The sequence below is a fragment of the Komagataeibacter sp. FNDCF1 genome, from assembly GCF_021295335.1.
GTDB lineage: Bacteria > Pseudomonadota > Alphaproteobacteria > Acetobacterales > Acetobacteraceae > Komagataeibacter.
Window position 1 is genome coordinate 2,240,012 of sequence record NZ_JAIWOT010000001.1, and the last position, 22,185, is coordinate 2,262,196.

The 22,185-nt window shown below is 62.6% G+C and carries 31 protein-coding genes; 11 read left to right on the forward strand and 20 right to left on the reverse strand.

The window, feature by feature from the left end; translation table 11 throughout:
• The first annotated feature begins 218 nt into the window (after window positions 1–218).
• Entirely contained in the window at window positions 219–1,229 is a 1,011-nt protein-coding gene (locus LDL32_RS10620) for a hypothetical protein (RefSeq protein ID WP_233066695.1), read from the forward strand.
• Between the two features lie 343 nt (window positions 1,230–1,572).
• Here LDL32_RS10620 and LDL32_RS10625 read toward each other — a convergent pair whose 3' ends face one another.
• Window positions 1,573–2,046 (reverse strand): surface-adhesin E family protein, encoded by a 474-nt coding sequence (locus LDL32_RS10625; RefSeq protein ID WP_233066697.1) that lies wholly within the window; start codon window positions 2,044–2,046, stop codon window positions 1,573–1,575.
• Window positions 2,047–2,190: 144 nt separating this feature from the next.
• Between LDL32_RS10625 and LDL32_RS10630 the strand changes: the two genes are divergently transcribed.
• Complete coding sequence (locus LDL32_RS10630) at window positions 2,191–3,387, forward strand: aldose epimerase family protein (RefSeq protein WP_370636693.1); 1,197 nt, start codon at window positions 2,191–2,193, stop codon at window positions 3,385–3,387.
• A 60-nt stretch (window positions 3,388–3,447) separates the two neighbouring features.
• On the opposite strand, the gene LDL32_RS10635 is transcribed toward LDL32_RS10630, so the two are convergent.
• Window positions 3,448–4,284: an IS5 family transposase gene (locus tag LDL32_RS10635; RefSeq protein ID WP_048856220.1), complete on the reverse strand. Its 837-nt coding sequence runs from the start codon at window positions 4,282–4,284 to the stop codon at window positions 3,448–3,450.
• 116 nt (window positions 4,285–4,400) lie between these two features.
• Here LDL32_RS10635 and LDL32_RS10640 point away from each other — a divergent pair, with 116 nt between their 5' ends.
• Window positions 4,401–4,574, forward strand: a complete 174-nt coding sequence (locus LDL32_RS10640) for a hypothetical protein (RefSeq protein WP_233066701.1) — start codon at window positions 4,401–4,403, stop codon at window positions 4,572–4,574.
• Between the two features lie 32 nt (window positions 4,575–4,606).
• Here LDL32_RS10640 and LDL32_RS10645 read toward each other — a convergent pair whose 3' ends face one another.
• A complete protein-coding gene (locus LDL32_RS10645) occupies window positions 4,607–4,798 on the reverse strand; it encodes a hypothetical protein (protein WP_233066703.1) in 192 nt (63 codons plus the stop codon).
• A gap of 412 nt (window positions 4,799–5,210) precedes the next feature.
• Entirely contained in the window at window positions 5,211–5,387 is a 177-nt protein-coding gene (locus tag LDL32_RS10650) for a hypothetical protein (RefSeq protein WP_233066705.1), read from the reverse strand.
• A gap of 198 nt (window positions 5,388–5,585) precedes the next feature.
• On the opposite strand from LDL32_RS10650, the gene LDL32_RS10655 reads away from it, so the two are divergent.
• Window positions 5,586–5,747, forward strand: a complete 162-nt coding sequence (locus tag LDL32_RS10655) for a hypothetical protein (RefSeq protein ID WP_233066707.1) — start codon at window positions 5,586–5,588, stop codon at window positions 5,745–5,747.
• Between the two features lie 22 nt (window positions 5,748–5,769).
• Here the strand turns inward: LDL32_RS10655 and LDL32_RS10660 are convergent, their stop codons facing one another.
• On the reverse strand, window positions 5,770–6,261 hold the full coding sequence (locus tag LDL32_RS10660) for a phosphate-starvation-inducible PsiE family protein (RefSeq protein WP_233066709.1): 492 nt from the start codon (window positions 6,259–6,261) through the stop codon (window positions 5,770–5,772).
• A 234-nt stretch (window positions 6,262–6,495) separates the two neighbouring features.
• Between LDL32_RS10660 and LDL32_RS10665 the strand changes: the two genes are divergently transcribed.
• Window positions 6,496–6,672: a hypothetical protein gene (locus LDL32_RS10665; protein WP_233066712.1), complete on the forward strand. Its 177-nt coding sequence runs from the start codon at window positions 6,496–6,498 to the stop codon at window positions 6,670–6,672.
• A gap of 169 nt (window positions 6,673–6,841) precedes the next feature.
• Window positions 6,842–7,264: a hypothetical protein gene (locus LDL32_RS10670; RefSeq protein ID WP_233066715.1), complete on the forward strand. Its 423-nt coding sequence runs from the start codon at window positions 6,842–6,844 to the stop codon at window positions 7,262–7,264.
• Window positions 7,265–7,298: 34 nt separating this feature from the next.
• Here LDL32_RS10670 and LDL32_RS10675 read toward each other — a convergent pair whose 3' ends face one another.
• The 3 genes from LDL32_RS10675 to LDL32_RS10685 all read right to left on the reverse strand — a co-directional run bounded on the left by LDL32_RS10675 (window position 7,299) and on the right by LDL32_RS10685 (window position 9,232).
• The gene (locus LDL32_RS10675) at window positions 7,299–7,631 is read right to left on the reverse strand and encodes a multidrug efflux SMR transporter (RefSeq protein WP_233066717.1); all 333 of its coding nucleotides are present in this window, start codon (window positions 7,629–7,631) and stop codon (window positions 7,299–7,301) included.
• 3 nt (window positions 7,632–7,634) lie between these two features.
• Window positions 7,635–7,844, reverse strand: a complete 210-nt coding sequence (locus tag LDL32_RS10680) for a hypothetical protein (protein ID WP_233066719.1) — start codon at window positions 7,842–7,844, stop codon at window positions 7,635–7,637.
• A 320-nt stretch (window positions 7,845–8,164) separates the two neighbouring features.
• Window positions 8,165–9,232 (reverse strand): restriction endonuclease, encoded by a 1,068-nt coding sequence (locus tag LDL32_RS10685; protein ID WP_233066721.1) that lies wholly within the window; start codon window positions 9,230–9,232, stop codon window positions 8,165–8,167.
• 128 nt (window positions 9,233–9,360) lie between these two features.
• Between LDL32_RS10685 and LDL32_RS10690 the strand changes: the two genes are divergently transcribed.
• Together LDL32_RS10690 and LDL32_RS10695 are read left to right on the forward strand one after the other, a co-directional pair.
• Window positions 9,361–9,960, forward strand: a complete 600-nt coding sequence (locus tag LDL32_RS10690; protein WP_233066723.1) for a GDSL-type esterase/lipase family protein — start codon at window positions 9,361–9,363, stop codon at window positions 9,958–9,960.
• Window positions 9,961–10,054: 94 nt separating this feature from the next.
• Window positions 10,055–10,450, forward strand: a complete 396-nt coding sequence (locus LDL32_RS10695; protein ID WP_233066725.1) for a hypothetical protein — start codon at window positions 10,055–10,057, stop codon at window positions 10,448–10,450.
• 18 nt (window positions 10,451–10,468) lie between these two features.
• On the opposite strand, the gene LDL32_RS10700 is transcribed toward LDL32_RS10695, so the two are convergent.
• From LDL32_RS10700 to LDL32_RS10710, 3 genes are read right to left on the reverse strand one after another with little or no spacing between them, the layout of a single operon-like run.
• Complete coding sequence (locus LDL32_RS10700) at window positions 10,469–11,365, reverse strand: phosphoethanolamine transferase (RefSeq protein WP_233066727.1); 897 nt, start codon at window positions 11,363–11,365, stop codon at window positions 10,469–10,471.
• Window positions 11,366–11,374: 9 nt separating this feature from the next.
• The gene (locus LDL32_RS10705; RefSeq protein ID WP_233066729.1) at window positions 11,375–12,124 is read right to left on the reverse strand and encodes a hypothetical protein; all 750 of its coding nucleotides are present in this window, start codon (window positions 12,122–12,124) and stop codon (window positions 11,375–11,377) included.
• A 46-nt stretch (window positions 12,125–12,170) separates the two neighbouring features.
• The gene (locus LDL32_RS10710; protein ID WP_233069003.1) at window positions 12,171–12,440 is read right to left on the reverse strand and encodes a hypothetical protein; all 270 of its coding nucleotides are present in this window, start codon (window positions 12,438–12,440) and stop codon (window positions 12,171–12,173) included.
• On the opposite strand from LDL32_RS10710, the gene LDL32_RS10715 reads away from it, so the two are divergent.
• Window positions 12,379–13,599 carry an NADP-dependent isocitrate dehydrogenase gene (locus LDL32_RS10715; protein ID WP_233066732.1) on the forward strand — a complete coding sequence of 407 codons (1,221 nt, stop codon included), beginning with the start codon at window positions 12,379–12,381 and terminating at the stop codon, window positions 13,597–13,599. The two genes, LDL32_RS10710 and LDL32_RS10715, sit on opposite strands and share 62 nt — an antisense overlap.
• Window positions 13,600–14,779: 1,180 nt before the next feature.
• Window positions 14,780–15,256, forward strand: a complete 477-nt coding sequence (locus LDL32_RS10720) for an Rrf2 family transcriptional regulator (protein WP_233068848.1) — start codon at window positions 14,780–14,782, stop codon at window positions 15,254–15,256.
• Between the two features lie 92 nt (window positions 15,257–15,348).
• Here the strand turns inward: LDL32_RS10720 and LDL32_RS10725 are convergent, their stop codons facing one another.
• Window positions 15,349–15,933, reverse strand: coding sequence for a DedA family protein (locus tag LDL32_RS10725; protein WP_233068850.1), 585 nt, complete (start codon window positions 15,931–15,933; stop codon window positions 15,349–15,351).
• Window positions 15,934–16,264: 331 nt separating this feature from the next.
• Between LDL32_RS10725 and LDL32_RS10730 the strand changes: the two genes are divergently transcribed.
• Window positions 16,265–16,537 (forward strand): hypothetical protein, encoded by a 273-nt coding sequence (locus tag LDL32_RS10730; protein WP_233066734.1) that lies wholly within the window; start codon window positions 16,265–16,267, stop codon window positions 16,535–16,537.
• Between the two features lie 235 nt (window positions 16,538–16,772).
• Here LDL32_RS10730 and bluB read toward each other — a convergent pair whose 3' ends face one another.
• The 8 genes from bluB to LDL32_RS10770 all read right to left on the reverse strand — a co-directional run bounded on the left by bluB (window position 16,773) and on the right by LDL32_RS10770 (window position 22,136).
• Window positions 16,773–17,414 carry a 5,6-dimethylbenzimidazole synthase gene (gene bluB, locus LDL32_RS10735; protein ID WP_233066735.1) on the reverse strand — a complete coding sequence of 214 codons (642 nt, stop codon included), beginning with the start codon at window positions 17,412–17,414 and terminating at the stop codon, window positions 16,773–16,775.
• Between the two features lie 16 nt (window positions 17,415–17,430).
• On the reverse strand, window positions 17,431–18,057 hold the full coding sequence (locus tag LDL32_RS10740; RefSeq protein ID WP_233066737.1) for a hypothetical protein: 627 nt from the start codon (window positions 18,055–18,057) through the stop codon (window positions 17,431–17,433).
• Between the two features lie 148 nt (window positions 18,058–18,205).
• On the reverse strand, window positions 18,206–18,433 hold the full coding sequence (locus LDL32_RS10745; protein WP_233066739.1) for a hypothetical protein: 228 nt from the start codon (window positions 18,431–18,433) through the stop codon (window positions 18,206–18,208).
• A 187-nt stretch (window positions 18,434–18,620) separates the two neighbouring features.
• Window positions 18,621–19,490, reverse strand: a complete 870-nt coding sequence (locus LDL32_RS10750) for an aldose 1-epimerase family protein (protein WP_233066740.1) — start codon at window positions 19,488–19,490, stop codon at window positions 18,621–18,623.
• 62 nt (window positions 19,491–19,552) lie between these two features.
• The gene (locus LDL32_RS10755; RefSeq protein WP_233066742.1) at window positions 19,553–20,071 is read right to left on the reverse strand and encodes a hypothetical protein; all 519 of its coding nucleotides are present in this window, start codon (window positions 20,069–20,071) and stop codon (window positions 19,553–19,555) included.
• A gap of 144 nt (window positions 20,072–20,215) precedes the next feature.
• Entirely contained in the window at window positions 20,216–20,653 is a 438-nt protein-coding gene (locus LDL32_RS10760; protein ID WP_233066744.1) for a CHRD domain-containing protein, read from the reverse strand.
• Window positions 20,654–20,807: 154 nt separating this feature from the next.
• Complete coding sequence (locus tag LDL32_RS10765; RefSeq protein ID WP_233066745.1) at window positions 20,808–20,945, reverse strand: hypothetical protein; 138 nt, start codon at window positions 20,943–20,945, stop codon at window positions 20,808–20,810.
• A gap of 189 nt (window positions 20,946–21,134) precedes the next feature.
• A complete protein-coding gene (locus LDL32_RS10770) occupies window positions 21,135–22,136 on the reverse strand; it encodes an SDR family oxidoreductase (RefSeq protein ID WP_305069319.1) in 1,002 nt (333 codons plus the stop codon).
• Window positions 22,137–22,185 lie beyond the last annotated feature (49 nt).

A 22,185-nucleotide genomic window follows, 5' to 3' on the forward strand; every position in this document is an offset into this window, starting at 1 on the left:
GGACATGAAAGCGCCCGTGCCCGCATGAAGGTTTCCTGCCGGCATGAATTTCTCATGACGTCCGGGCATGGCCAATATGCGACAAACCGTGTCTGCCTGCCTGCGCGATGCGTGCCACGTTGGTGGTCTGAATAATAGTAAAGAAGAATTTCATTTTCCCGGCCCATGTCCGCCCCCCGCTCCGGGGGCATTGGCCTTTGGGCGGCAGGACCGTTATCATGGCCGTGTCGATGATGAAGATATGGATATGGAAGGAAAAAGCCGGGATGCGCCTGCTACCTGCTGCCATCCTGGCAATCGGGACCCTATGCGCCACGTCATGGGGCGCCATGCCACTGGCCCGCGCGGCCGACCCCGACTGGATATTCGCCAATAGCGGGCCGGGGGGGCAGCCGATGGTCCTGTCCCATCAGGGGTCGCTTGACGTGATGTTCTACCGCTCCGCCAGCGGGACGATCGGCATTGCCATCCACCAGCGCCACGGCCGGTACCGCAACCCGAAGGGGGTGGAAACGGCCATGGTCATGATCGGCAAGTTCACCGTGGCGCTCCAGACCTTTCTGAATGGCCAGAAATGGGATACGGCGGGCGGCGACCTGAAGCCCGATACGGTGCCCGACATGGTCATGGCGCTGAAAGGGGCCGCGACCGGGGCCCTGATTCCGTTCGAACATGATCCGGTTCCTTTCTCGGTCCAGGGGGCCATGGCGGCGCTGAACGACCTGGCGCAATACGCCCGCGCCCATGGCGAGAGCCTGCCCCCGCCGCTGGAACCGGCGCCCGCCGCCCGTCCCGCGCCGGGCGTGGATATCGAGAAACTGGCCCACCATCCGTACGATACCCAGCATGGCCGCAGGCTGGTCCTGCCGCAGTTCGATATTGCCGCCAACTGCGCGCGGGCCCATATCGAGATGCAGGATACCGATGCGGAATGCGTCGGCGCCGAACAGAAAAGCCAGGCGGCGCTCAATACCCAGTGGGCCGGGTATGACAGTGACCTGAAGGGGGCCTGCCTGTCGCTAGTCAGTGATCCGGGCAGGCTGGAAAAATATCAGGCGCTGCTCATGTGCCTGTCACGCTATCAGGATGACCGGCGGCAATGGCAGCTTGTCTCGGGCTCCAGCGGCAGCGATGTGATCCTGCCCGCCAAGACCGGCGATGCAGGGGACGCGCAACAGCCCGGCCCCACCCCGCAGGCCCAGCCACATCAGGCAGGGACATTAAAATAACATTTCGATAAACATGACAGTTTAAGAATGCCGCATCCTGTTGATAAAAGCGGCATGGCGTAAAGCGTTTTTAAAAATGCTTCACCGGAAAGGCCGCCATCATTGACCGGCCACAGGGCAGGCCGGCCGCTGAAAGCACGCTCCGGGCTACAGTGCCTTCTGCTCCGGCGCGCAGTGGGACGGGCACGCCCATGGTCGGGTACAGCGTATCATCAGCCGCTGACTGTCCACAGGGGGACAGGCACCCGTTTACACCCGTTCCTTCGGCCATGCGGTTGCTGACGGATGGACTCATCCACCTTGTTATCCACATAACTTACCGGTTTATCCACAGGTTATGGGGTTATTCCGCGTCCCTGTGCCCCGCGCTCCAGCGTGCGCACGCGATCCGCCTGCCGTCACGCAGGGAGGGATCGACCGTCATTTCACCGCGCGGGACCGGCCCGTCGGCTATCCGGTGGCCCGTACCCATGTGGCCGGACCAGGTGGCATAGGACAGGGTGCGGTACGTATCGGCCGCGCAGTTGTACATGACGGAAAAACGGACCGAGGCAAACGGCAGGCCGTGGCGGATCATGTCCTCGTCAAAATCCTGTATGAACGCGGCCGATGCATGCGCGCCGTGCAACTGGACGGACGCCAGATCGATATACTCATTTACCTTGTTCTGGTACGGCGGCAGCTTCTGCAGTTCCGCGCTGCCATGCGACGCAGGGGATACGGGCAGATCCTGTGCCCGTGCCATCCGCGCACCAGCCACCATGCCACCACAGGCCATACCCGTGGCCAGTACCGCCACCACAACCCTGTATCCCATTTTCTCCCTTTCATGTGCACAACCCACGGGCGTGCACGCCAGACCCTGCCTCATATGCTCCTGTTTTGCAGGATCAGGCCTGTAGCGGCAAGCATTGCCGCAGGGAACCGGACCATATCGTCCCCGCAATAACAGGATTGCGCCATGCATGCCTCGTTTTCATACAGGGTTTGCGCCCTTTTCCTTGCCGCGATGCTGCCGGGGGCAGCGCCTGCGCCGATGGCCCGCGCCGCGGCCATGGCCGTGACACTGACCCGCGCACCCTTTGGCACCCTGCCGGACGGGCAGGTGGTGGAACGCTTCACCCTGGCCAATACCCATGGCGTGCGCCTGCAGGTCATGACCTATGGCGCGATCATAACCGCCATTGACGCACCCGACCGCAGGGGCCATGTGGCGGATGTGGTGCTGGGTTTTCCAACGCTTGAGGATTATGTGGTGAACAACCCGCGCGGCAGCCTGTATTTTGGCGCGACGGTGGGGCGGGTGGCCAACCGCATCGCCAACGGCACCTTCAGCCTGGATGGCCATGTCTACCATATTCCCCGGACCGAGGGGACAAACGCCCTGCATGGCGGCCGCCGGGGCTTTGACCGGCATGTCTGGCACGTGGAAGCCACCGCCACCACCACGGATGGCGCCAGCGTGACCCTGATGCGGGTCAGTCCGGATGGGGAGGAAGGCTTTCCCGGTACCCTGGTCGCGCATGTCACCTTTGGCCTGAACAGCCGCAATGAACTGTCGCTCCATTACCGTGCGACGACCGACCGGCCCACGGTGGTCAACCTGACCAACCACAGCTATTTCAACCTGAATGGGGAAGGCAGCGGATCGGTCGAGAACGAAATCCTGCAGATCCATGCCGATACCTTCACGCCGGTCGATGCCGCATCGCTGCCACTGGGCACGACCGCCCCGGTAGCCGGGACCGCACTGGATTTTCGCACGCCCCGGCGTATCGGGGCATGCCTGCGCGATGGTGGGCAGCAGATGCGTGACCAGCACGGCTATGACTTCAACTGGATCGTAAACGCAGCCCCTGCTTCGGCCCCGGTGCTGGTGGCCCATCTGTCCGATCCCGCATCGGGCCGGAACATGGACGTGCTGACCACCCAGCCGGGGCTGCAGGTCTATACCGCCAATGCGCTGGACGGGCGCTATACCGGCCCCTCGGGCCATGCCTATCGCCAGACGGATGCCGTGGCGCTGGAGGCGGAGCATTACCCCGACAGCCCGAACCACCCGGATTTTCCCACCATCACCCTGCGCCCGGGTGCAATCTATGACCAGACCACCCTTTATCGGCTGGGCGTGGAACCCGGGGGAACGCCTGCCCCTTAAGCAACAGGGGCAGTCTTTGATTCCGGGCCGGACATCCTTAGAGCCCGATCCGAAAGTTTTTCAACCCTGACAATGCCTTGCTGTCCGTCGTGTGAGCATTCGGATTGAGGCGATCAATGTCCATGCGGTTGAGGAAGCAATGGATTGTTCCCAATCTTTGGCGAGCCGCCTGCATCGTCCCAGCCATGCGAATGTCCGTTCCACCACCCAGCGACGCGGCAGGATCTGAAAACCCTTCACCGTATCGGACCGCCTGATGATTTCGAGGGTCCATTTTCCCATGGAGGCGAGCGCGGATCGCAATTTGTCGCCAGCATAGCCGCCATCAGCGAAGATGTGGCGCAGCCAGGGAAAGCGCCTGCGTATCGCTGCCAGAACATCAACGGCCCCATCACGGTCCTGGATATCAGCGGCATGAACGAGGAGAAAGATCAGGAAGCCGCAGGTATCCGTCACGATATGGCGCTTGCGGCCCTTGACCTTCTTCCCCGCGTCATAGCCCGAAATCCCGCCGCTTTCCGTGGTTTTCACCGACTGGCTGTCAATCACGCCCGCGCTCGGAGAGGCGTCACGTCCCTCGATCTCGCGCAGGCTCATGACCAGCACCGTATTCATGACCTCGAACACTCCGGCATCACGCCAGGCGTAAAAATAGCGCCTGATGGTCGAGACCGGCGGAAAGCATTTCGGCAGCAGACGCCACGCACACCCGGCCGAGGCTATGTAGAGCATCGCATTGACCACCTCGCGCATATCCGTCGTGCGCGGACGACCGCCCCGTTTCGCCGGGGGCACAAATGGCATGATCAAAGTCCACTCCCCGTCCGTCATGTCCGATGGATATCGCAATCTTTCCCGGCTATACTCGCGCCGGGCAATACCAGTCCATGTCACCATTCACTCCATCTCTCTGCAAAGACGGATGAATCACAACAGGCTGGTATTGTTCAAAAACTTTCGGATCGGGCTCTTAAATATCTCACCCTAGCGTGATCAGAGGACATGAAACCCAGATGAAAACATTCACCATGCTGCTTCTTCTGACAGGGCTGGCAGCCTGCGCGGCCAACACCCCGCCCAGCGACCCGACCCAGAGCGGGGGGGTAGGCGGCATGACTGGCTCACCCGGGCAGGACGCGCCCAGCGACGGACCTGGCGGCTCCGGTGGCCCGGGAATGGGCAACTAGGTACGCCGCCCCTGACCCACCGGCGGGCGTGCTCAGTCGCGCCCGCCACTTATGTTGATGACCCCGAGACCCAGCAGGCCAAGGCCGGCCAGGCCCTCGGCAACCATCCACGATATCGGGCCGATTCCATCCGCCGTCATGCCGCGAACCAGAACACCAACGCTGCCAATCATGAGCAGCAGGGACACGATGGTCGCCCATTTTACAATCTTGCCGCGGTTCATCAATTCTCTTCGCTGTCTGTGCATCGGGGTGCCAACTGGAGCATGCCCCGGTCCTTCTATCATCCCGAACGCCGCCCCGTCCAAACACTGCGTGCGCAGCGGCAATGCATCAATTGCACGACCGGTACAGCATTCATCGAAAAGTGATGGGCGGCATGGCATCTTTCATGCTTGCATGGCGTTGATACTCTACAGGGACCACAGGAACAGGCCATGCCCGACGACAGGCGTGGGCACGGGCGGTCCTGATTACAACAGGCATTTCAGGAGTCAGGCAATGCAGGTAATCCAGGCCCCCTCCCGTCCCCTGGCTGAATGGTCGGCACGCATGCGCCATCTCGTGCAGGCCTGCGCGACCTATCCGTATGCCTTCCTGCGCGTGTGGGATGGGGACTGAATACCGCCCGGCCGCCTATTCGTGTCGTAACGCCGCCGCGTCAAACCATTCATCATTACCCGTCCTGTCGTTACGTACACGGATCTGGCCGTTTTCGATCATCTCCACGATCTCTCCCTTCATGCCATGCAGTTCCGGCTTTACGGGGGCATCGTCCCTGACCACCACAATATCGCCCTGCTTGAAATCCATGCCGTATTCTCCTTCTCGCGGCCTCTGATATCCCTGTCCGCCACGGCGGGCGGCGCACCAACCATGCCAGTCATGCCCGGCACCGCAAACCCGTGGAACAGGCCATGACATACCACATGCGCACCCGCCACGGGTTGTATGGTGCCACGCCGTACCCGACATGATTGCCTGAAGCAATTGCAGACAGGGACCTGCCTCATGTCATCGGAACACCATCTTCCCTCTTCCACCGACCTTGAACGCGAACTGGCCCAACTGCGGCGGGAATACGATATCGCCGTAAAGGACAGGCCCGAGCACGCCCATGCGCTCGGCCAGCGCATCAAAAAGATCGAGGCCGAAATGGCGGGCCGGAAATAGGCCCCGGTGGCTGCGCGGCTGGTCAGGCCTCCGGCCCCGGACCGGCCGCCACCGGCGTTTCCACCGCCGGGACCTGTGGTGCAGGCGGACGCACCAGCCAGTAGACGATGCCAAGCGAAAGCGTAGCTGCCGACAGGGCCAGCAGTTCCATCACATCGACTTCCTTCAGGTCGATCACGATGAACTTGCGCACCGTCGCCAGCATACCGATCAGCAGGACCGAGCGCATGCGGATCAGGCTGTGGGGCTGTGCATCGGGTAGGACAAGTATGGAATGCTTGAACTCCAGCGCGATCAGCACGGTAAAGAACATGCCGAAAATGCTTTGCAGCATTTCGGGGCTGGTCGGGTTCAGCCCACTCGAGACCAGCATCCGCCCCACCGCCACCACCACATGCACAAGCGACGTCGCGGCAATGAGCACGATAAGCAGGGTGAGCACCAGCATCACGCCTTCCTCGAACAGGTCGAACAGGCGGGCCATCTGAAAGAAACCGGGCAGGCGTTTCATCATGTGTGCGAACAGATCCCTGGCTGGAATGAAAATGGACAGGCCCGTGGTGTAGCAGGCTTTTCTGCTGGGGCGCAAAACACCCCACCACGCTGTCAAGCGCAACGGGCGGCAGGCTGCATTGCAACAGCCTGCATGGAAACATCCGCGCCAGGCCCCATGTCATTACAGGCAGGCACATGGCGTGCCACCCATGGTCCGTCAGGCCCATGGCCAAACCAGACAGGAAACACAGTCATGAGCAAAGCAGCAGCAGTTGGCCCCGACGCACAGGGCAAGTACAGCCTTGAGGTGAATATCGGTGGCCTGAGCGAAAGCCTGGGCGGCTTCACGTCCAAGATGGAAGCCGAGGATTATGCCGTCTCCCTCCTGCGTCGCGTGCGGGAACTGGCCAAGGCCGACGGCCTGAAGTAACGCCCGCCCCACCCCTTTCCGCCAGAGCGCGCCACGCATGGCCCTGGCGGAAAGGATTGCGGCAGCGGTGGGGAAACGCTGTCGTCTTACAGCCTTTTATCTTTATACAGGTATGGGCCTGACAGGATCAGGAAACATGCCCGTAATGGAAAAAAGGATCCTCTTTCCCATGAAACGACTGACCCGATCACTGTCTTTGCTGGTATTGACCAGCGGCCTCGCGGCCTGCGTGGATGGCCCCGGTGGTTATTATGGTGACTACGGCGGTTATGGTGGCGGCTATGGCGGCTACTACAGCGGCTATGGCGACTATTACGGTGGCGCACCCGTATATATGGGCCGTGATGGTGGCCCGCGTGGCGGCAGGGGCTTCGGCCCGGGCAGGCCGGGCGGGGGCGGCCCGCGCGGCTTCGGTGGCGGTGGCCACGGTGGCCCGGGCGGCGGCGGTCCGGGCCCGGGTGGCTTTGGCGGTGGGGGCCATGGCGGCGGCCCCGGTGGCGGACAGGGCGGTCCCGGTGGCGGGCACGGCGGTGGTCCGGGTGGGCCCGGTGGCGGTGGCCATGGCGGTCCGGGCGGCGGCATGCGGCACTGACGGCACGGGCCGGCCCCTGTGGGGCCGGCCTTTCCTATCTGTGTGCCCCGGTGCCTGAAAACAGGTTCATGACCAGCACCCCGGCCATGATCAGCACCATGCCACCAATGGCGGCAAGATCAAGCTTCTGCCCCAGCACCACGCGGCAGACGAGCGCAATCAGGACGGTTCCCACACCGGACCATATGGCATAGGCCATTCCGGTCGGAATGGTGCGCAACGCCAGTGACAGCGCATAGAACGCGACCCCGTACCCCACCACGGTTGCACAGGACGGGCCCGGTCGCGCAAAACCGTTGGACAGGGTCAGGCTGAACGTAGCCGTTACCTCCGCCAGTATGGCGACAAGTAGCCAGGCATAGGCCATGCCCTATTTCCCCTGCCGGGCCAGGGCCGTGCCAAGCGGCGGCAGGCCCGCCATGCGCGGGCGGGGCGCACGCGGGGGGCGGGGCGTCTCGTCACGAATCGCTACCGCATCCTGCCCGCGCGCGCGCAGGGCCTCGGCAAAGCGCTGGACATGGGTCCACTGGGCACCTGCATACAGTTCCCGGCCATCGAGCATTACACGATGTCGTCTCAATTCGTTCCTCATTCCATCACATTCCGGCGGTAGAAACAGGTATGCAGGAACTTCGACATGACGGCGAGAAAAAACACTTTGTGGCCATGCAGGAAACCTTCGCTTTTCCCAAACGATTTATGTATGGAAAAGATAGGAGGTATGATTCATGAGCAACTCTGCACGCATGATCGCTCATCTGCTGATCACGGTCCGGCTGAGCGCGCGCAATCAGCCTGCCCCGCCTGTTTCCAGCACTGAACGGAGCTGATTGACAACCCCATACCCATGCGGACAGGGCAGGAATTTCCATGCTGCAATGTTATGACACGCATGGGATATCATCCTTTTTTCCGCATCCGGTTCAGGCGGTCGGCAAAGGCCGCCAGTTCATCATGATGCAGCAGGAACACATTGTTGGAACGCGCAAGCTGGCGGGCGGCGGACGTGTAATCTGCATTGGACACAACCGCCGCCACATCGGCCTGATAATGCAGGCGGGCGGCTGATACCTGCTGCACCGCCTCGTTCCCTACCGCGCTGCGGTACAGCTTGCACTGCACCACCAGCCGCAGCCCGTCGCGCCGGGCGATCACGTCCGCCCCCTGGTCACCGCCCGGTGGCGTTGCCTGTGCATCCCAGCCGCAGGCGCGCAGGCATCCGGCGCAGTACCGTTCATAGGCGATGGGATCCATGTCGGGCGCGTAGCCTGTATTCACGGCCCCGGTGGCGGGTCGGGCCGCAACCCGTTCGATACGGGCCAGCACCGCACGTTCCACAATGGGCCATGCCCAATGCAGGCCACGAGCCCGCAGGGCAGGCTGCAGGACCGTCCTGCTGAATTCGGCCATTTCACGTTGCCATTTGCCGGTCTGTTCCACGCCATAGCTGTTGACCTGTACAAGCTGCCTGCGCCGGATGCGCAGCGCTTCGGCATGGCGGCCGATCAGCCGCCTGCACACGCACCACGCCATGCGCCGACGCCAGAACCGCCAGCCATGCCGCAGCACCGGCCATGCCAGTACGGCCCCGATCCCCACCATGACCAGCCGCAGCAGCCCCGATGGCAGGCCGCCCCCCACCCGTGTCACGGCACTGGCGGGAAAATAGAGCGCCCCCACCCCATGTTGCGCGGACAGGGGACGCAGCAGCAGCAGATCATCATGCCGGCCAGCCTGTTGCCATGTCCTTTCCCGGCCCGCGCGCTGACAATGGAGCAGCGCCAGCGCATGATCACGCATCGTCGTCGTGCCCGCGGTCACAGGCAGACGGGCAAGGCGGTGGGCGGCATCGGGCTGCGTGCAGCCAGCGGTTGCGGGTGCCAGACGGTAGAGGTCTGGCGCAGCCACGGCGGGAACACTGGCCAGCAGCAGCCAGCCCCATAGCCATGGCATGATCCATGCACGCATCTTTTCGTTCCCGCTCCTGCCACCGGTTGCAGAACGGACACTAGAGCATGAGAACAAAATAGGAAAGTACAGAAGTATCACGCGTTTCCGGCATGGTTTTTACCCTCTGCGGCACGTATCATGCCGGCATGCGAATCTGCTTTATCGGTGACAGCTATGTCACGGGAACGGGTGACGAAACCTGCCAGGGCTGGGCCGGACGGCTATGCGCCATGGAACGGCAGGACGGGCGGGACGTAACGCTCTACAATCTTGGCGTGCGTGGACAGACCAGCCGCGACGTGGCCCGACGCTGGCGGGCCGAGAGCGAAACCCGCCTGGCCGGCCGGCGTGACGGGGGAATTGTCCTGTCCTTCGGTGTCAATGACTGCGCGACCCTGCCCGATGGCCAGCCCCGGCTGACGCATGACCAGAGCATGGCCGCCACCTGCGACATGATGACGCAGGCCAGCCATCACTGGCCCGTACTGGTGGTTGGCCCCCCACCGACCGGGCATGAGCAGGCCGATGGGCGTATCCGCGCCCTTTCCACCGCGCAGGAAGCCGCCTGTGCACGGCTTGGGCTACCATTCCTGTCCGTATGGGAATCACTGCTGGCAAGCCCGCTATGGTGTCCCGAAATCGCCCGGGGGGATGGTGCCCACCCGGCAGGCGGCGGCTATGGCGAGCTGGCCCGGATCGTCCATGTCTGGCCGGCATGGCGGGCGTGGATGGACGCGCCACCTTAAAACCGTTTTACCACCCTATCCGGGCCGGGCGGCCCATGGGCACGGGCCCCCGGCCACGCCTGCCCACTCCTGTTGTGAAAGAAGGCATACAGACATGAAGAAGATCACCACCTGTGCCCTGCTGGGCGTACTGGCGGCAGCCTGCGGAACCCCTGCCCGCGCCGACGTGCCGGAAGGGGAACTGAACTCACTCTACATCCGCCCCGAAGTGCAGCTGCCGGCCCCTGCGCTGTCCTTTCCCACCTATCCGGTCGTGGATGACTGCACGACCGAGTTTGGCGATGCCGTGACCAATGCCTGTGTTACGGGGGAAAAGGAGCGCGCGCTGGTCCTGCAGCCCGCATGGGATGAATACAGGGATAGCGACAAGATCACCTGCCAGGAGGAAGTGGTCCATACCCGTCATATCCAGCTGTACAAGAACCTGGCCTACTGCCTGGACAAACGCCGCTATGACGCATGGCGCAAGGATCACCCCGAAGGGCACTAGGCCCGCGTCCGCCCGCCTTCAGTCGCGGGTGATGTGGCAGCGCGCGTCATCATGGCTGTGGTCGTAATCCACACCCTGGTTGGCGGCACTGTCTCCATGCACGATACGGCGCGGCAGGACAGGGCGGGCGGACAGGGCGGACAGCCGCATATCCGTCCCGTCATGGGCCAGCCCCGCCGCATCCAGCACGCTGGCGGGAACCGCCGCCACCGTAAAGGGCGCATGCACGTTATCGCGTGCCGCCTGCATGGCCTGCGGATGATCCGTCTGCCACGCGGGGGAAGCCCAGAAATAGAACGGTACCTCATAGGCCGCACGGACATCCCCATGCGCGGGGATGCCGCCGGTGCATTCATTCACCCTCACCCCGTGGTCCGATACATAGAACAGTGCGGACGGCCCACCATGGGCGGCAAGACTGGCACGCACATGCGCCAGCATGTGGTCGGTATAGGCGATGCTGTTGTCATAGGGCGTGCCGACATGGCTGAAGGCGGCAGGGTAGCGGTCGGCCGCGTTTTCATGGCTGCCGAACAGATGCAGTACGATGAAGACAGGGCTGCGCGCATGCCCGATGGCGCCATCGACCACCGGCAGCATGCGCTCATCCAGCACCGGGCTGCTCATGATCCCGCCATGCACGGTGGTATAGGCAATATGGCGCGCCTGCTCGGAATAGGCGCCGATCACACTGTCATACGGCCCCAGCCGGGGGTGGTTGCTGATCCACCATGTATCGAAGCCCGCTGCGTTGAAGACCGAGACCAGATCATGCCCCGGCACCGCACCGGGCCGCAGCCTGTCATAACCTGACAGGATGACCGGCACGGCGCCCACCGTGTAGTCAAAGGGCGTGACCATGTTGTCAAAACGCACAAGACCGGACACCTGCTCCATCTCTGGCGTGGTGGGCACGGGATAGCCTTACAGATGCTGGTGGTCGCGCCGCGCGCTCTCCCCGATCACCAGCACGATCACCTGCGCGGGCAGGTCGTGCGGGGGGCTGCGGAAGTGAACGGGTTCATGGCTGATCCGGCTGGCCATTTCCGTCACGCGCCGGGTTTCGCGCCGGGCGGCGGCGTAACCGGTCAGCAGGCTCCATGGCCAGGCCCGGTCAAAACGGGCATGGATGGGCACCATCGGATTTTCGGTCCCGCCGCGCGTGGGGGGCAGGTCGCACCATAGCCGCACGGTCGGCACCACAACCCACGCCAGCAGGACCGCCACGCAGGCAAGCCGTGCACGCCACCCCCACCGCACAACCGCCCCGCGCGGCCGCAGCAGATAGAGCGCGGCCAGCGCGCCCCACAGCACCATCCACGCGCACAGATAGGGCAGAAGTGGACCGACATATCCCCTCACCACCGGCACGGAGCAGTAGAACAGGATCAGCCACAGCGGATAGCCCGGCGGCACGCCACTCATGCTGATATAATAGAGTGCACCGGGCAGCAGCACGACGGCGGGCAGCAGGGCAGCAAGCAGTACCCGCCTGCTGTTGGATGCCAGCGCCACCACCAGCCACAGTGCCGCAGCGCGCAGCACGCCCTGCAGGCCGGTGCAGGCGGGCAGCAGCGCCAGGACCGCCATGGTGCCCAGCAGGGCATCAGGCCAGGCGCGGGCGCACAGGCCACGCAGGCGATGACTGGCGGAGTGTGGGCGGGACGCGTTCATGCCGGTTTCATGCCACGGGTGTCCCACGCCCGGTAGCCCCCGGCCGTCACCCGCCTGCGCCACCATCCGGCGGGACGATGGCACGTTTGTGAATGAACCGCGGTGCGGCAATGCTTTTTATCCGGTGCCCCCGCGCATAATAATGCACCCGCGGGAGGCCCGTGCGCGGACGGGCGCCAGAAAAAAGCGTGTAAAAAACGCGCTTGAAAACAGTGATTGCAAAAATAGAAATCATAAAGGCAGACAAACGTACCATGGCAAAGATCAAGGTCAGGAATCCCGTTGTCGAAATGGACGGCGACGAGATGACCCGCATTATCTGGCACTTCATCCGCGAGCGGCTGATCCTGCCGTATCTGGATATCGACCTGAAATATTATGACCTCGGCATCACCCATCGTGACGAGACCGATGACCGCGTGACCGTGGAAGCCGCCGAGGCCGTGCGCCGTTACGGCGTGGGCGTGAAATGCGCCACCATCACCCCCGATGAGGCACGGGTGGAGGAATTTGGCCTCAAGAAGATGTGGCGCTCGCCCAACGGCACCATCCGCAACATCCTTGATGGCACCATCTTCCGCGAGCCCATCATCTGTTCCAACGTACCCCGCCTTGTCCCGCACTGGACGCAGCCGATCGTGATCGGCCGCCATGCCTATGGCGACATCTACCGCGCCGCCGAAACCCGCATTCCCGGCCCCGGCATGGTCACACTGCGCTATACCCCCGCCGATGGCGGGCCCGAGCAGGTGCTTGACGTACATGACTTCAAGGGCCCCGGCGTGGCGCTGGGCATGCACAACACCCGCGCCTCGATCGAAGGGTTCGCGCGCGCATCGCTTGCCTATGGGCGCGACCGCAGGCTGCCGGTCTACCTGTCCACCAAGAACACCATCCTCAAGGCCTATGACGGCATGTTCAAGGATGTGTTCCAGGAAGTGTACGAACGGGAATTCAGAGCCGAGTTCGAAAAGCTGGGCCTGACCTACGAGCACCGCCTGATCGATGACATGGTGGCCTGCGCGCTGAAGTGGAAGGGCGGCTATGTCTGGGCATGCAAGAACTATGACGGGGACGTGGAAAGCGACATCGTGGCGCAGGGGTTCGGCAGCCTTGGCCTGATGACCTCGGTGCTGCTCAACCCCACGGGCGATGTGGTGGAGGCCGAAGCCGCGCATGGCACCGTGACCCGCCATTTCCGTGAACACCAGAAGGGACGGCCCACCAGCACCAACCCCATTGCGTCGATCTTCGCATGGACACGGGGGCTGGCCTATCGTGGCCGCTTCGATGACACGCCCGATGTCACCCATTTTGCCCACACGCTGGAACGTGTCTGCATCGAAACCGTGGAAGGCGGCCAGATGACCAAGGACCTGGCCCTGCTGGTGGGCAAGGATACGAAGTGGCTCGACACCCAGCCCTTCCTTGACGTGCTGGACGGCAAGCTGCGCCACGCGTTGACCAAAGCGTAAGGACATGGAGGGGATGGCCTGCGGGCCGTCCCCTCCACATACCCGGTTTGGGCCACATCATAACGGCGGCATCCTGTTCGCCCCCGCTACAGGGCGCACATGCGTCCAGGCCGTCGGCCATCATGCCTGTCATTCATCGTCACCAGATCCCGACCTGCATGCGGGCGATGATCCCGCGGGGCCACGGTGGGAACAGTACGGTGATCATGCGGGTGGCGGACGTGCGGTGGCCGGACTGGCCATGTGCGGGGTTTCGGCTCCCGTTCATCGCCTGACCCTGAACGGAACACATATTCGTGACGGTTATGGCCCCATAAAAAACCATCCGGAAAACAGGCCGATAAAAAATTATTGCCACCAGAATAATCCTACCCATCGGGGTAGGAAAAGATTATATAAGTCCCATGCACGATCAAACGTCCCTGGTACCGTCGCCTTTCCCCTGCACACCATGCCGTGGCAAAAAAGCGGAATGAAGTGACAGTCCTGCATGCCTGACGGGCAGGCATGCTGACCGGCGGCAGTCCATGGGCAGCGTGATCCGGTAAAGGCGCATTTCCCGCAGGGTGTCGGAAATAACAGGTCAGGCAGCCCGACATCCGGCCATTCGGTAATCCACGTATTTAGTTTTTGAACATAAACGACATCCTGTAATGGTCCCGCCTGTTGCGGGTCATGATCTTCTGCATGAGGTGCGAAAACTCCATTTCCATACTGACCAGACACACCCAGCAGGGTCTTCCGGGCAGTATCGAACAGTGTGCGGCCGAACAGACGCAATGACCGCCACAATGACCCGGCCAGAACCGGACGGGCTGACCCCGGCAGGCGGAACAGGCCGGAGGCTGGAACTGCCATGACGCCAGGCGAAACCATTCGGTCATTCGCCTGCCGGCCTGTTTTCCGCACCGGGACACACGCCCCATTGCTGCGGAACAGGCACACATGGGCAACATGGAAACGCCGCAACGGGAATCGTGGCAGATAAATGTTGGCAAATGTATTACAGATAACGTGTTTGATCACATTCACGTGATATTATAGTACTGAATTCGTCGACTTTATCTTTAATCCGCTCACTGAAACCAAGGGCTGGAGAGTATTTTCCTCTATAAATTGCAATTCACATACAGTTTATAGAGAGCTGTCTCTGCGCGTGATGAGCATGTTAGATACTTCCATGCGCCTGACCCTGCACACCGATTATGCCTTACGCACGCTGCTATACATGGGACTCCATGCTGATAGACGCGTCTCCATTCATGAAATAGCCCATGCGTATGACATATCGGAAAACCATCTGGTCAAGGTGATCCATCGCCTCTCCCGCCTTGGGCTGATCGACGCGCGGCGTGGCCGTGGCGGCGGCCTGATTCTGGCGCATGCACCACAGGATATCCGTATTGGTGACGTCGTGCGCAAGACGGAGGACGACATGCGGCTGGTCAATTGCGAACCCGCCCACCCTGAAGCCGCTGGCTGTATCCTGTCGGACATGTGCAAGCTGCGGGGCACGCTGTCCATTGCGCTCAATGCCTTCATGAAGGTCCTGGACGATACGACACTGGCCGACCTGCTGCCGGACAATGACCGTCCCCTGCTGCTGGCACGTCTGTCCGGCCTGGCATCGGGCGAGGCTTCCGTACACCGGGTCTGAACCCGGCGGAGCCGCCCGCACCTTTTCCCGATCTTGCATGCAGAGCGACGGCGCAGGACAGGCGCATGGCCGCGCCCGTGACCGCAGGCGTGCTATAGTCCGGCGTTATCTCCCGCCTCGTCCGCCCGTGCCTCACGCAGGGCCTGCAGGGTCAGCCGCTGTTCATTGCGCCGCAGGAAAATGGCGGTGATGATCAGCCCCGCCGCTACGGCAAGCCCCAGCCCGATACTGGCCGGTCCCGAAACCTCCGTCACCTTGCGGCCCAGATAGTAGGCACCCGTGGCATAGCCACCGGCCCAGCACAGTCCACCCAGCGCGTTGAATATCATGAAGCGCGGCCACGGCATGTGGTTTGCCCCCGCCAGCAGGGCGACAAAGACCCGCAGCAGGGCAATGAAACGGCCAAAGAATACGATGCCACTTCCATGATGGCGGAACAGGTAGCGCCCCAGCACCAGGCGGTCCGGGGTCAGTTTGATGCGTGCACCATATTTCTGCAGTAGCGGCAGGCCGACCCGGCGACCGATCATGTAGCCGATATTATCCCCCACCACGGCCCCCGCCACGGCGGCAAGGGCCACCCACTGGATTTCCAGCCGATGGGTGGCGGCACAGTAGATGGAGGCTGAAATGATCAGGGTTTCAGCCGGGAGCGGCAGTCCCATGCTTTCCAGCATGACGATAAAGGTAATCACCCCGTATCCATAATGCTGGAACAGATATTCGAAATGATGCAGCAGCGTTCAATCCTCCGTGGCGGGCCGGCAGGCGGCGCTGCCGCTCCGACCCATCGGCAGGTACGGCACGGATGGGCAGGAATACCCTGCATGGCAACCATACCTGCAACCCGGCTGGCACAATGGGTTAAACGCGCCAGCAGCAAAACCGGCTTTAACGAATATCTGCCACCCATTTTTCTGTAAGACCGCACAGCCGCGCACGGAACCATCGTGGCAGGCACATCTTCCGCCTGTCATGCCCCGCCCCCGGCACAGGAACATGATGGATATGCTGACACGTACACGATCGGGGGCACCCCTGGCTCATCCATGGCTTGCCCGCATGCGGGCAAGCCATGCGGGGCTGGGCCTGAACTGCATCGCGCACCGGCTGCTGGCATACCGTTTGCACGTCCGCGCCCTGAAGGTGGCAAAAAGTGAATCCAGGCACGGGAATGTCGACAGCGGGCCTGTATTTCAAAATACAGGCCTGACAGAACATAATAAAAGTCTGCGGATGCCGCCTTTTTTCAAAAAGATGGCGTTTGCTGAAGCTTTCTGAAAAAAGGTTCCGTCAGAACCATCTTCATGCATGGCGGGACATCCCGTCCACACAGTACCCTGCTGCGGGCCACGCAGTCACATGGCAAACGCTACCTTCAGGCCTGCTGGCGGCCACGGCCGGTTATCGGTGCTGGAGCAATTCTATTGAACTCTGGCTCAGTGAAATTGCTCTAACTCATTGTTTATCGAGCATCTTCACCAGTTTGAATGTGCCCATTCAAACTGGATCTGCTCTAGCGGTGCACCCATTCACGCCGTTCGGGCGCGCGCTGCTCCCAGCCACGTCGCTCCAGTTCCGGCGTCACGGCCGGTTGGGCCGGATAGCCGACACACAGATAGGCAACCAGTTCCAGCGCCGGGTCCACATCAAGAACTGCCTTTATCCGTTCGGGATTGAGGATGGAAACCCACCCCACCCCCACACCCGCCGCCGTGGCCGCAAGCCAGAACGTGTGGATGGCCATGACCGTGGACCATGTCGTCGTCTGCGGCATCGTGGCCCGCCCCAGCCCCCGCCCCTGTGCGGGGTCGGGGTGGGAAAGCACGGCGACATGGTGCGGGGCGTCATCCAGTCCCGCAAGCTTCAGGCGGGCATAACGCCCGGCATCCGTGCCCGCGCGCGCGGACAGGGCCGCGGCGTTGCACTGGCTGAAATCGTCGCGCACCGCCTGCCGGCGCGCACTGTCATCCACGCGCACAAAGCGCCATGGCTCGCTCAGGCCAACCGAAGGCGCAAGGCAGGCCGTGGCCAGCAGTTCGGCCAGCACGGATTCGGGCACGGGGTCGCGGCGGAAGTGCCGCACGTCACGCCGCCACATGAACAGTTCATGCAACTGGTCGCAAAAGGCGGGGGGGAATACAGGCATGGAAGTCATGCCCCTGTTTGGTTCATCAGGGGCCGTCTGTCACGTCCTGCGTGGCCGACTGGCCATAAGGGGAGGAATGGGCGGGCGCCATGCCATTTTCCTCGGCCCCCGCGGGGGTGGCATAGGCGGGGTCTTCACTGAATTTGGAGGCGACTTCCCTGATCTCGTCAAAACTGGCCTTGTACCAGTCCACCTGGGTCATGGTATGGCGGTTGACGACAAAGCTCAGGAATGCCGGTTCGGAATAACCATAATAAAGCGTGTCATCCGCCCCGCCTTTCAACTGGAACATGAAGTGGCAGTCGGAGGCATCGGAATAGCGCAGGAAGGTATGGTAGATGATGGTCGGCACGATTTCATGCATGGCCTGGCCGATATAATAGGCAGGCCGCTTGTTCATGATGGCGGGCGTGACGTTATCAAGTATGCCTTCGTTTTCCAGGGCCGTGGCGCTGTCAACAAAACGGGACTGGTTGATCCAGACCGTCACCCTGCATTTGCGGACATGGTAGGCGCTGGTGACCGTAATGCCGAATTTCTCGTAATCGGGCAGCTTGTTGAAAGCTGTGGTAGCGGCAGGGGCCATGCCGGCCCGCGTCAGGACCAGCACCCCCACCATACCCATGACACCCCATGAGATGTGTCCGCGCATAGCCTTCCATCCTCCTGTCCGGTCCGTAATGGCCCGGTACCTTACGGCGATGATGGCTGTCGTTCCATATGAATATGGCGGCGCACCGGAATGCGCCGCCATGCAGGACAGGGACCGGGTAGTCACGCCACCACCCGTGCCCCAGCCTTCAGCCCCGGTCCCAGCCGCGTAGCGCAAGCAGGGAGGGCGCGTTTTCAATACCGGCATGACAGCCGGAGGGCACGGCCACGCTGGGCAGCGTGGCCAGCAGCAGCATCCCCTGCCTGCGGTACGCCGCCCCCACCCAGCCCATGAAGCGCTGGCTGAAACCACGTGCGGCGAGAAGATTGCAGGACAGGGAAGATCCCATGGAGGGGACAGGAGAAAAACGACGCATCGAGGCGTTTCCCGTGAGCCTAGCGGGCGAGACTGCCGCATGCTGCTCCTGCGCGCACGCTACGCCGCAACCGGTTGGTTGCACATACTGTATTTTCGCAGATTTCCGGGGTGATCCATGCTTTTTTCGCAAGGCTTATTCCGGCAGGTGTTGCATGGAAAATACACCTGCCGGCGTCCCGATCCGGTCAGATGCAGCCAACCTGCCAGCCCGCGCGCCACTGCTGTCCCGGCTGGAGATGGAACACGGCGGGACGGGTGGAAAATTCACCCCTGAACCCGACCGGGCTGGCCATGCCATGCCAGGGTTCGATGCACAGGAAATCAGCCCCCGGCTTCATCCATATGCCCAGTTGCGGAAAGCCGTCCCATGTCAGCCGCAGGCCGGGACCATCGGGAATGCGGTATGTCAGTCCCCGGCTGGCAATCTGGTCGAGAATCAGCGCATCGGGTGCGAACAGCGATTCGTCCAGATGCAGCACGCGACCCTGCACCGGTGTGGGAAACAGCTCGGGCAGCAGCAGCCCGCCATCCAGCCTGCGAACGGGTGCCGGTTCGGGCTGGTCGAATTCGATGACATGACGCGCCTTGTCCACATCGGGCGCCAGCGGCCATACGAAGGCCGGATGCGCGCCCAGCGATGCGGGCAGGATGCGCGTGTCATCGGGATTGGTAACGCAATACCGTACGGACAGCATGCCCGCATCGATACGGTATTCGATCACCAGGCTGAAGGCGAAGGGGTAGAGCGCGCGTGTATCGGGCGTATCGACCAGTTCCAGACGGCAGCCGGTCTCGTCACGTTCCAGCCAGCGGAACGTGCAGTCCCGTGCAAAGCCGTGCTGCGTCATGTGGTAGGCCTGGCCATCGATCCATGCCGTATCATCCACCAGCCGCCCCACAATGGGAAACAGCACTGGGGAATGCCGCCGCCATGGATCCTGCCCGCTCCACAGCAGGTCGCGACCATCCGCGCGCAGGGCACGGAGTTCCGCCCCGTGGGCCCGCACACTGGCCGCAAGGCGGCCATCACCGAATGTATGGGTATCGTCCGTCATGTCCGCTGGCTTCCTTCTTTTATCAAAGAAGATGCCACCATGCACGATCAGGGCGCTCCATACTATTGGTGTGGCGCGGCTGCATTCCCTGCGGCGTCGCCCTTTGCCTGTACGACCGCCTTGGCGTCCGGCGTCAGGCGCAGGGTCAGCCGTTCCACCGAGAAGGCCAGACGTGCGCCACTGCTGCTGGACGTGAACTTGATATGGATGCCGTTATTGTTTTCCATGACGGCCCCGCCCCGGCCCGCACCGACCGTCGCTTCGCCCTGCACGGACCAGTACGTCCCTTCCACATCCTGAATGCGGTAGAGATTATAGACGGTACCGGTGGCATGCGTGGTGGAAAAACCGATGGCGGCCCCGGAGCCACCACGGATGCGGAAAGGATAATCGTGCCCTTCAAACGTCAGCACGCCCTTCCCCCATGACATCCCCGCCCCCAGGTCCGCCGCGGACAGTTTGAAGGTAATCGTGCCCGTATGCTCACCCAGTGCATCCGCCGCCGCACGGGCATGGGGGGCAAAACCGATACCGGACAGAGACACAATAGCCGCCACAACGGCCAGAGATGCTAGTCGCAAAAGCAGACTCCATGACTTCCGGCGAATGATGTCGCCCCTGAGACTTTCACATGGCCGACATGTTTCCATGTCACGGCCCAACAGTGCCGCACAAGCCGCCGCCATGCAAATTATATCATGGATAACAGGCGTGGACCGGGTGATTCAGTGCCGGGCTGCGGGGGTGATGGGTTCCAGCTGGGCACGGGCTTCGCCATTGGGTTCGTCCGCCGTGTGCAGATTGACATAGATCTGCCCGTTCTGCAGGGCCTGCGCCTGCTCGGATGACAGGACAAGCGCGCCATGCTGACCGGATTTGTAGGGGCTGGGAATGGGTACGAGTACGCCCGCTTCCTCGCCAGCCGGGGCGGGTCCATGGAAATGCGCCGCCGTGACCGGGCCACTCAGCCCGCTCCAGATCATGGTGTACCTGACCAGGTTCGTCTGCGTATTCAGCGCGGCTTCGACCTTGCCCTCGGGGCGGGATTTGGTGTCGTGTTCCCCCGCGAAATGCCCTTCGAAGCGCAGCACTGCCGCCACGGCGGGAGAAGCCGCGACGATGCCACTCACGGCAAGGGCAGCCAGGGTCGGAAAACGGATCATGTCGGCCTCCAGCGCGGGACCATGCCCGCATGCGTCTGTCAGTGCCTTCGGGGCAGTATGCAAATCATAAGGGGATTTCTGGCGAAGCGTCTTTCAAAAACGTCGGGACACACCACTTTCGTGCAATAAGGATGGCATCCCAATACGTTCATCTTCATATGTCCAGCGGGCGTGGCCGCTCCAGCCAGCGCATGTCGGGACTGAGCCAGACGGAAACACGCCGGTAACACCCGCCATGGCGGGGCCACAGCATACCGGCCAGCCGATACATCCTTAACCATTCATGGGTCATGGTACATTTCCGCCTGCACAGTGCACGCCCCTTACCAGGGGTGTGCATCCGATATGAAACGCCCGGCATCCGTAATCATGCCAATGGCGAAATAACATACGGCAACACCAAGCAGCATGAGCAGGCAGGACAGGATCGTGCGCATTCATGCCATGTGCCATTGCCGCATCCCCGCCGCAAGGGGGCGGCCTACCCTACCCCTGTCCCGCCGGAAGCCGCGTAGACCTGCCCGGTGACATAACTGGCTTCCGATGATGCCAGCAGGACATAGACCGGCGCCAGTTCGACAGGCTGGCCCGCACGGCCCATGGGGGTCTCGCCACCGAAATTGTGGATGTTCTCCTCCGTCTGGCCGCCGCTGATCTGCAGCGCCGTCCAGAACGGACCGGGGGCCACGGCGTTCACGCGGATGCCACGGGCGACCATCTGCTTGGCCAGAGACTTGACGAAGGCGACAATGGCGCCCTTGGTCGCGGAATAATCCAGCAGGATCTCGGACGGGCTGAACGCGTTGACCGAGGCCGTGGCAATGATCGCGCCCCCGCGCGGCATGAGCGGAATGGCGGCCTTGCACAGGTAGAACAGGGCATAGATGTTGGTGCGGAAGGTCTCGTCAAACTGTTCATCGGTAATATCGAGCACCGTTGCCTGATGATGCTGGCGGCCCGCATTGCTGACCAGTATGTCAAGGCCACCCAGTTCCTGATGGGCGCGCTGGACAAGGGTGGCGCAGTATGCCCGGTTCCGCAGGTCACCCGGCAGGGCAACCGCCTTGCGGCCCGCGGCCCGGATCAGGGCGACCACCTCACGCGCGTCGGGTTCTTCCTGTGGCAGGTAGGCAATGGCCACATCCGCCCCCTCCCGTGCATAGGCGATGGCGGCGGCCCGCCCGATGCCGGAATCCCCTCCCGTGATCAGCGCCTTGCGACCGTTCAGGCGCCCGGAACCACGATAGCTGGTTTCCCCATGGTCGGGGCGCGGCGTCATCTTGCCCGCAAGACCAGGCCATGGCTGGGACTGCTGGGGAAATGGAGGACGGGGATAGGCGTTTTCCGGGTCAACCAGCGCAGGGGGCGGGGGCGCCATTTCCGCCGCCTGTGCCCTGCCTGCCGCCGCGGCGCCGACAAGTCCCGCGGCAACGCCGGCCAGGACGGTGCGACGGGATGATGGGGGGCTGCTGTCATCTGGCATGGTGGGGCTTCCTGTCATGGCTGGTCATGTCCACATTTACACAGCAGAA

What these genes read in the sequence shown, in the direction of transcription:
- LDL32_RS10620 (WP_233066695.1), top strand. Translation starts at nt 219, where the DNA reads ATGGCCGTGTCGATGATGAAGATATGGATATGGAAGGAAAAAGCCGGG.
- LDL32_RS10625 (WP_233066697.1), bottom strand. Translation starts at nt 2,046, where the DNA reads ATGGGATACAGGGTTGTGGTGGCGGTACTGGCCACGGGTATGGCCTGT.
- LDL32_RS10630 (WP_370636693.1), top strand. Translation starts at nt 2,191, where the DNA reads ATGCATGCCTCGTTTTCATACAGGGTTTGCGCCCTTTTCCTTGCCGCG.
- LDL32_RS10635 (WP_048856220.1), bottom strand. Translation starts at nt 4,284, where the DNA reads ATGGTGACATGGACTGGTATTGCCCGGCGCGAGTATAGCCGGGAAAGA.
- LDL32_RS10640 (WP_233066701.1), top strand. Translation starts at nt 4,401, where the DNA reads ATGAAAACATTCACCATGCTGCTTCTTCTGACAGGGCTGGCAGCCTGC.
- LDL32_RS10645 (WP_233066703.1), bottom strand. Translation starts at nt 4,798, where the DNA reads ATGAACCGCGGCAAGATTGTAAAATGGGCGACCATCGTGTCCCTGCTG.
- LDL32_RS10650 (WP_233066705.1), bottom strand. Translation starts at nt 5,387, where the DNA reads ATGGATTTCAAGCAGGGCGATATTGTGGTGGTCAGGGACGATGCCCCC.
- LDL32_RS10655 (WP_233066707.1), top strand. Translation starts at nt 5,586, where the DNA reads ATGTCATCGGAACACCATCTTCCCTCTTCCACCGACCTTGAACGCGAA.
- LDL32_RS10660 (WP_233066709.1), bottom strand. Translation starts at nt 6,261, where the DNA reads ATGATGAAACGCCTGCCCGGTTTCTTTCAGATGGCCCGCCTGTTCGAC.
- LDL32_RS10665 (WP_233066712.1), top strand. Translation starts at nt 6,496, where the DNA reads ATGAGCAAAGCAGCAGCAGTTGGCCCCGACGCACAGGGCAAGTACAGC.
- LDL32_RS10670 (WP_233066715.1), top strand. Translation starts at nt 6,842, where the DNA reads ATGAAACGACTGACCCGATCACTGTCTTTGCTGGTATTGACCAGCGGC.
- LDL32_RS10675 (WP_233066717.1), bottom strand. Translation starts at nt 7,631, where the DNA reads ATGGCCTATGCCTGGCTACTTGTCGCCATACTGGCGGAGGTAACGGCT.
- LDL32_RS10685 (WP_233066721.1), bottom strand. Translation starts at nt 9,232, where the DNA reads ATGCGTGCATGGATCATGCCATGGCTATGGGGCTGGCTGCTGCTGGCC.
- LDL32_RS10690 (WP_233066723.1), top strand. Translation starts at nt 9,361, where the DNA reads ATGCGAATCTGCTTTATCGGTGACAGCTATGTCACGGGAACGGGTGAC.
- LDL32_RS10695 (WP_233066725.1), top strand. Translation starts at nt 10,055, where the DNA reads ATGAAGAAGATCACCACCTGTGCCCTGCTGGGCGTACTGGCGGCAGCC.
- LDL32_RS10705 (WP_233066729.1), bottom strand. Translation starts at nt 12,124, where the DNA reads ATGAACGCGTCCCGCCCACACTCCGCCAGTCATCGCCTGCGTGGCCTG.
- LDL32_RS10715 (WP_233066732.1), top strand. Translation starts at nt 12,379, where the DNA reads ATGGCAAAGATCAAGGTCAGGAATCCCGTTGTCGAAATGGACGGCGAC.
- LDL32_RS10710 (WP_233069003.1), bottom strand. Translation starts at nt 12,440, where the DNA reads ATGCGGGTCATCTCGTCGCCGTCCATTTCGACAACGGGATTCCTGACC.
- LDL32_RS10720 (WP_233068848.1), top strand. Translation starts at nt 14,780, where the DNA reads ATGCGCCTGACCCTGCACACCGATTATGCCTTACGCACGCTGCTATAC.
- LDL32_RS10725 (WP_233068850.1), bottom strand. Translation starts at nt 15,933, where the DNA reads ATGCTGGAAAGCATGGGACTGCCGCTCCCGGCTGAAACCCTGATCATT.
- LDL32_RS10730 (WP_233066734.1), top strand. Translation starts at nt 16,265, where the DNA reads ATGCTGACACGTACACGATCGGGGGCACCCCTGGCTCATCCATGGCTT.
- bluB (WP_233066735.1), bottom strand. Translation starts at nt 17,414, where the DNA reads ATGACTTCCATGCCTGTATTCCCCCCCGCCTTTTGCGACCAGTTGCAT.
- LDL32_RS10740 (WP_233066737.1), bottom strand. Translation starts at nt 18,057, where the DNA reads ATGCGCGGACACATCTCATGGGGTGTCATGGGTATGGTGGGGGTGCTG.
- LDL32_RS10745 (WP_233066739.1), bottom strand. Translation starts at nt 18,433, where the DNA reads ATGCGTCGTTTTTCTCCTGTCCCCTCCATGGGATCTTCCCTGTCCTGC.
- LDL32_RS10750 (WP_233066740.1), bottom strand. Translation starts at nt 19,490, where the DNA reads ATGACGGACGATACCCATACATTCGGTGATGGCCGCCTTGCGGCCAGT.
- LDL32_RS10760 (WP_233066744.1), bottom strand. Translation starts at nt 20,653, where the DNA reads ATGATCCGTTTTCCGACCCTGGCTGCCCTTGCCGTGAGTGGCATCGTC.
- LDL32_RS10765 (WP_233066745.1), bottom strand. Translation starts at nt 20,945, where the DNA reads ATGACCCATGAATGGTTAAGGATGTATCGGCTGGCCGGTATGCTGTGG.
- LDL32_RS10770 (WP_305069319.1), bottom strand. Translation starts at nt 22,136, where the DNA reads ATGCCAGATGACAGCAGCCCCCCATCATCCCGTCGCACCGTCCTGGCC.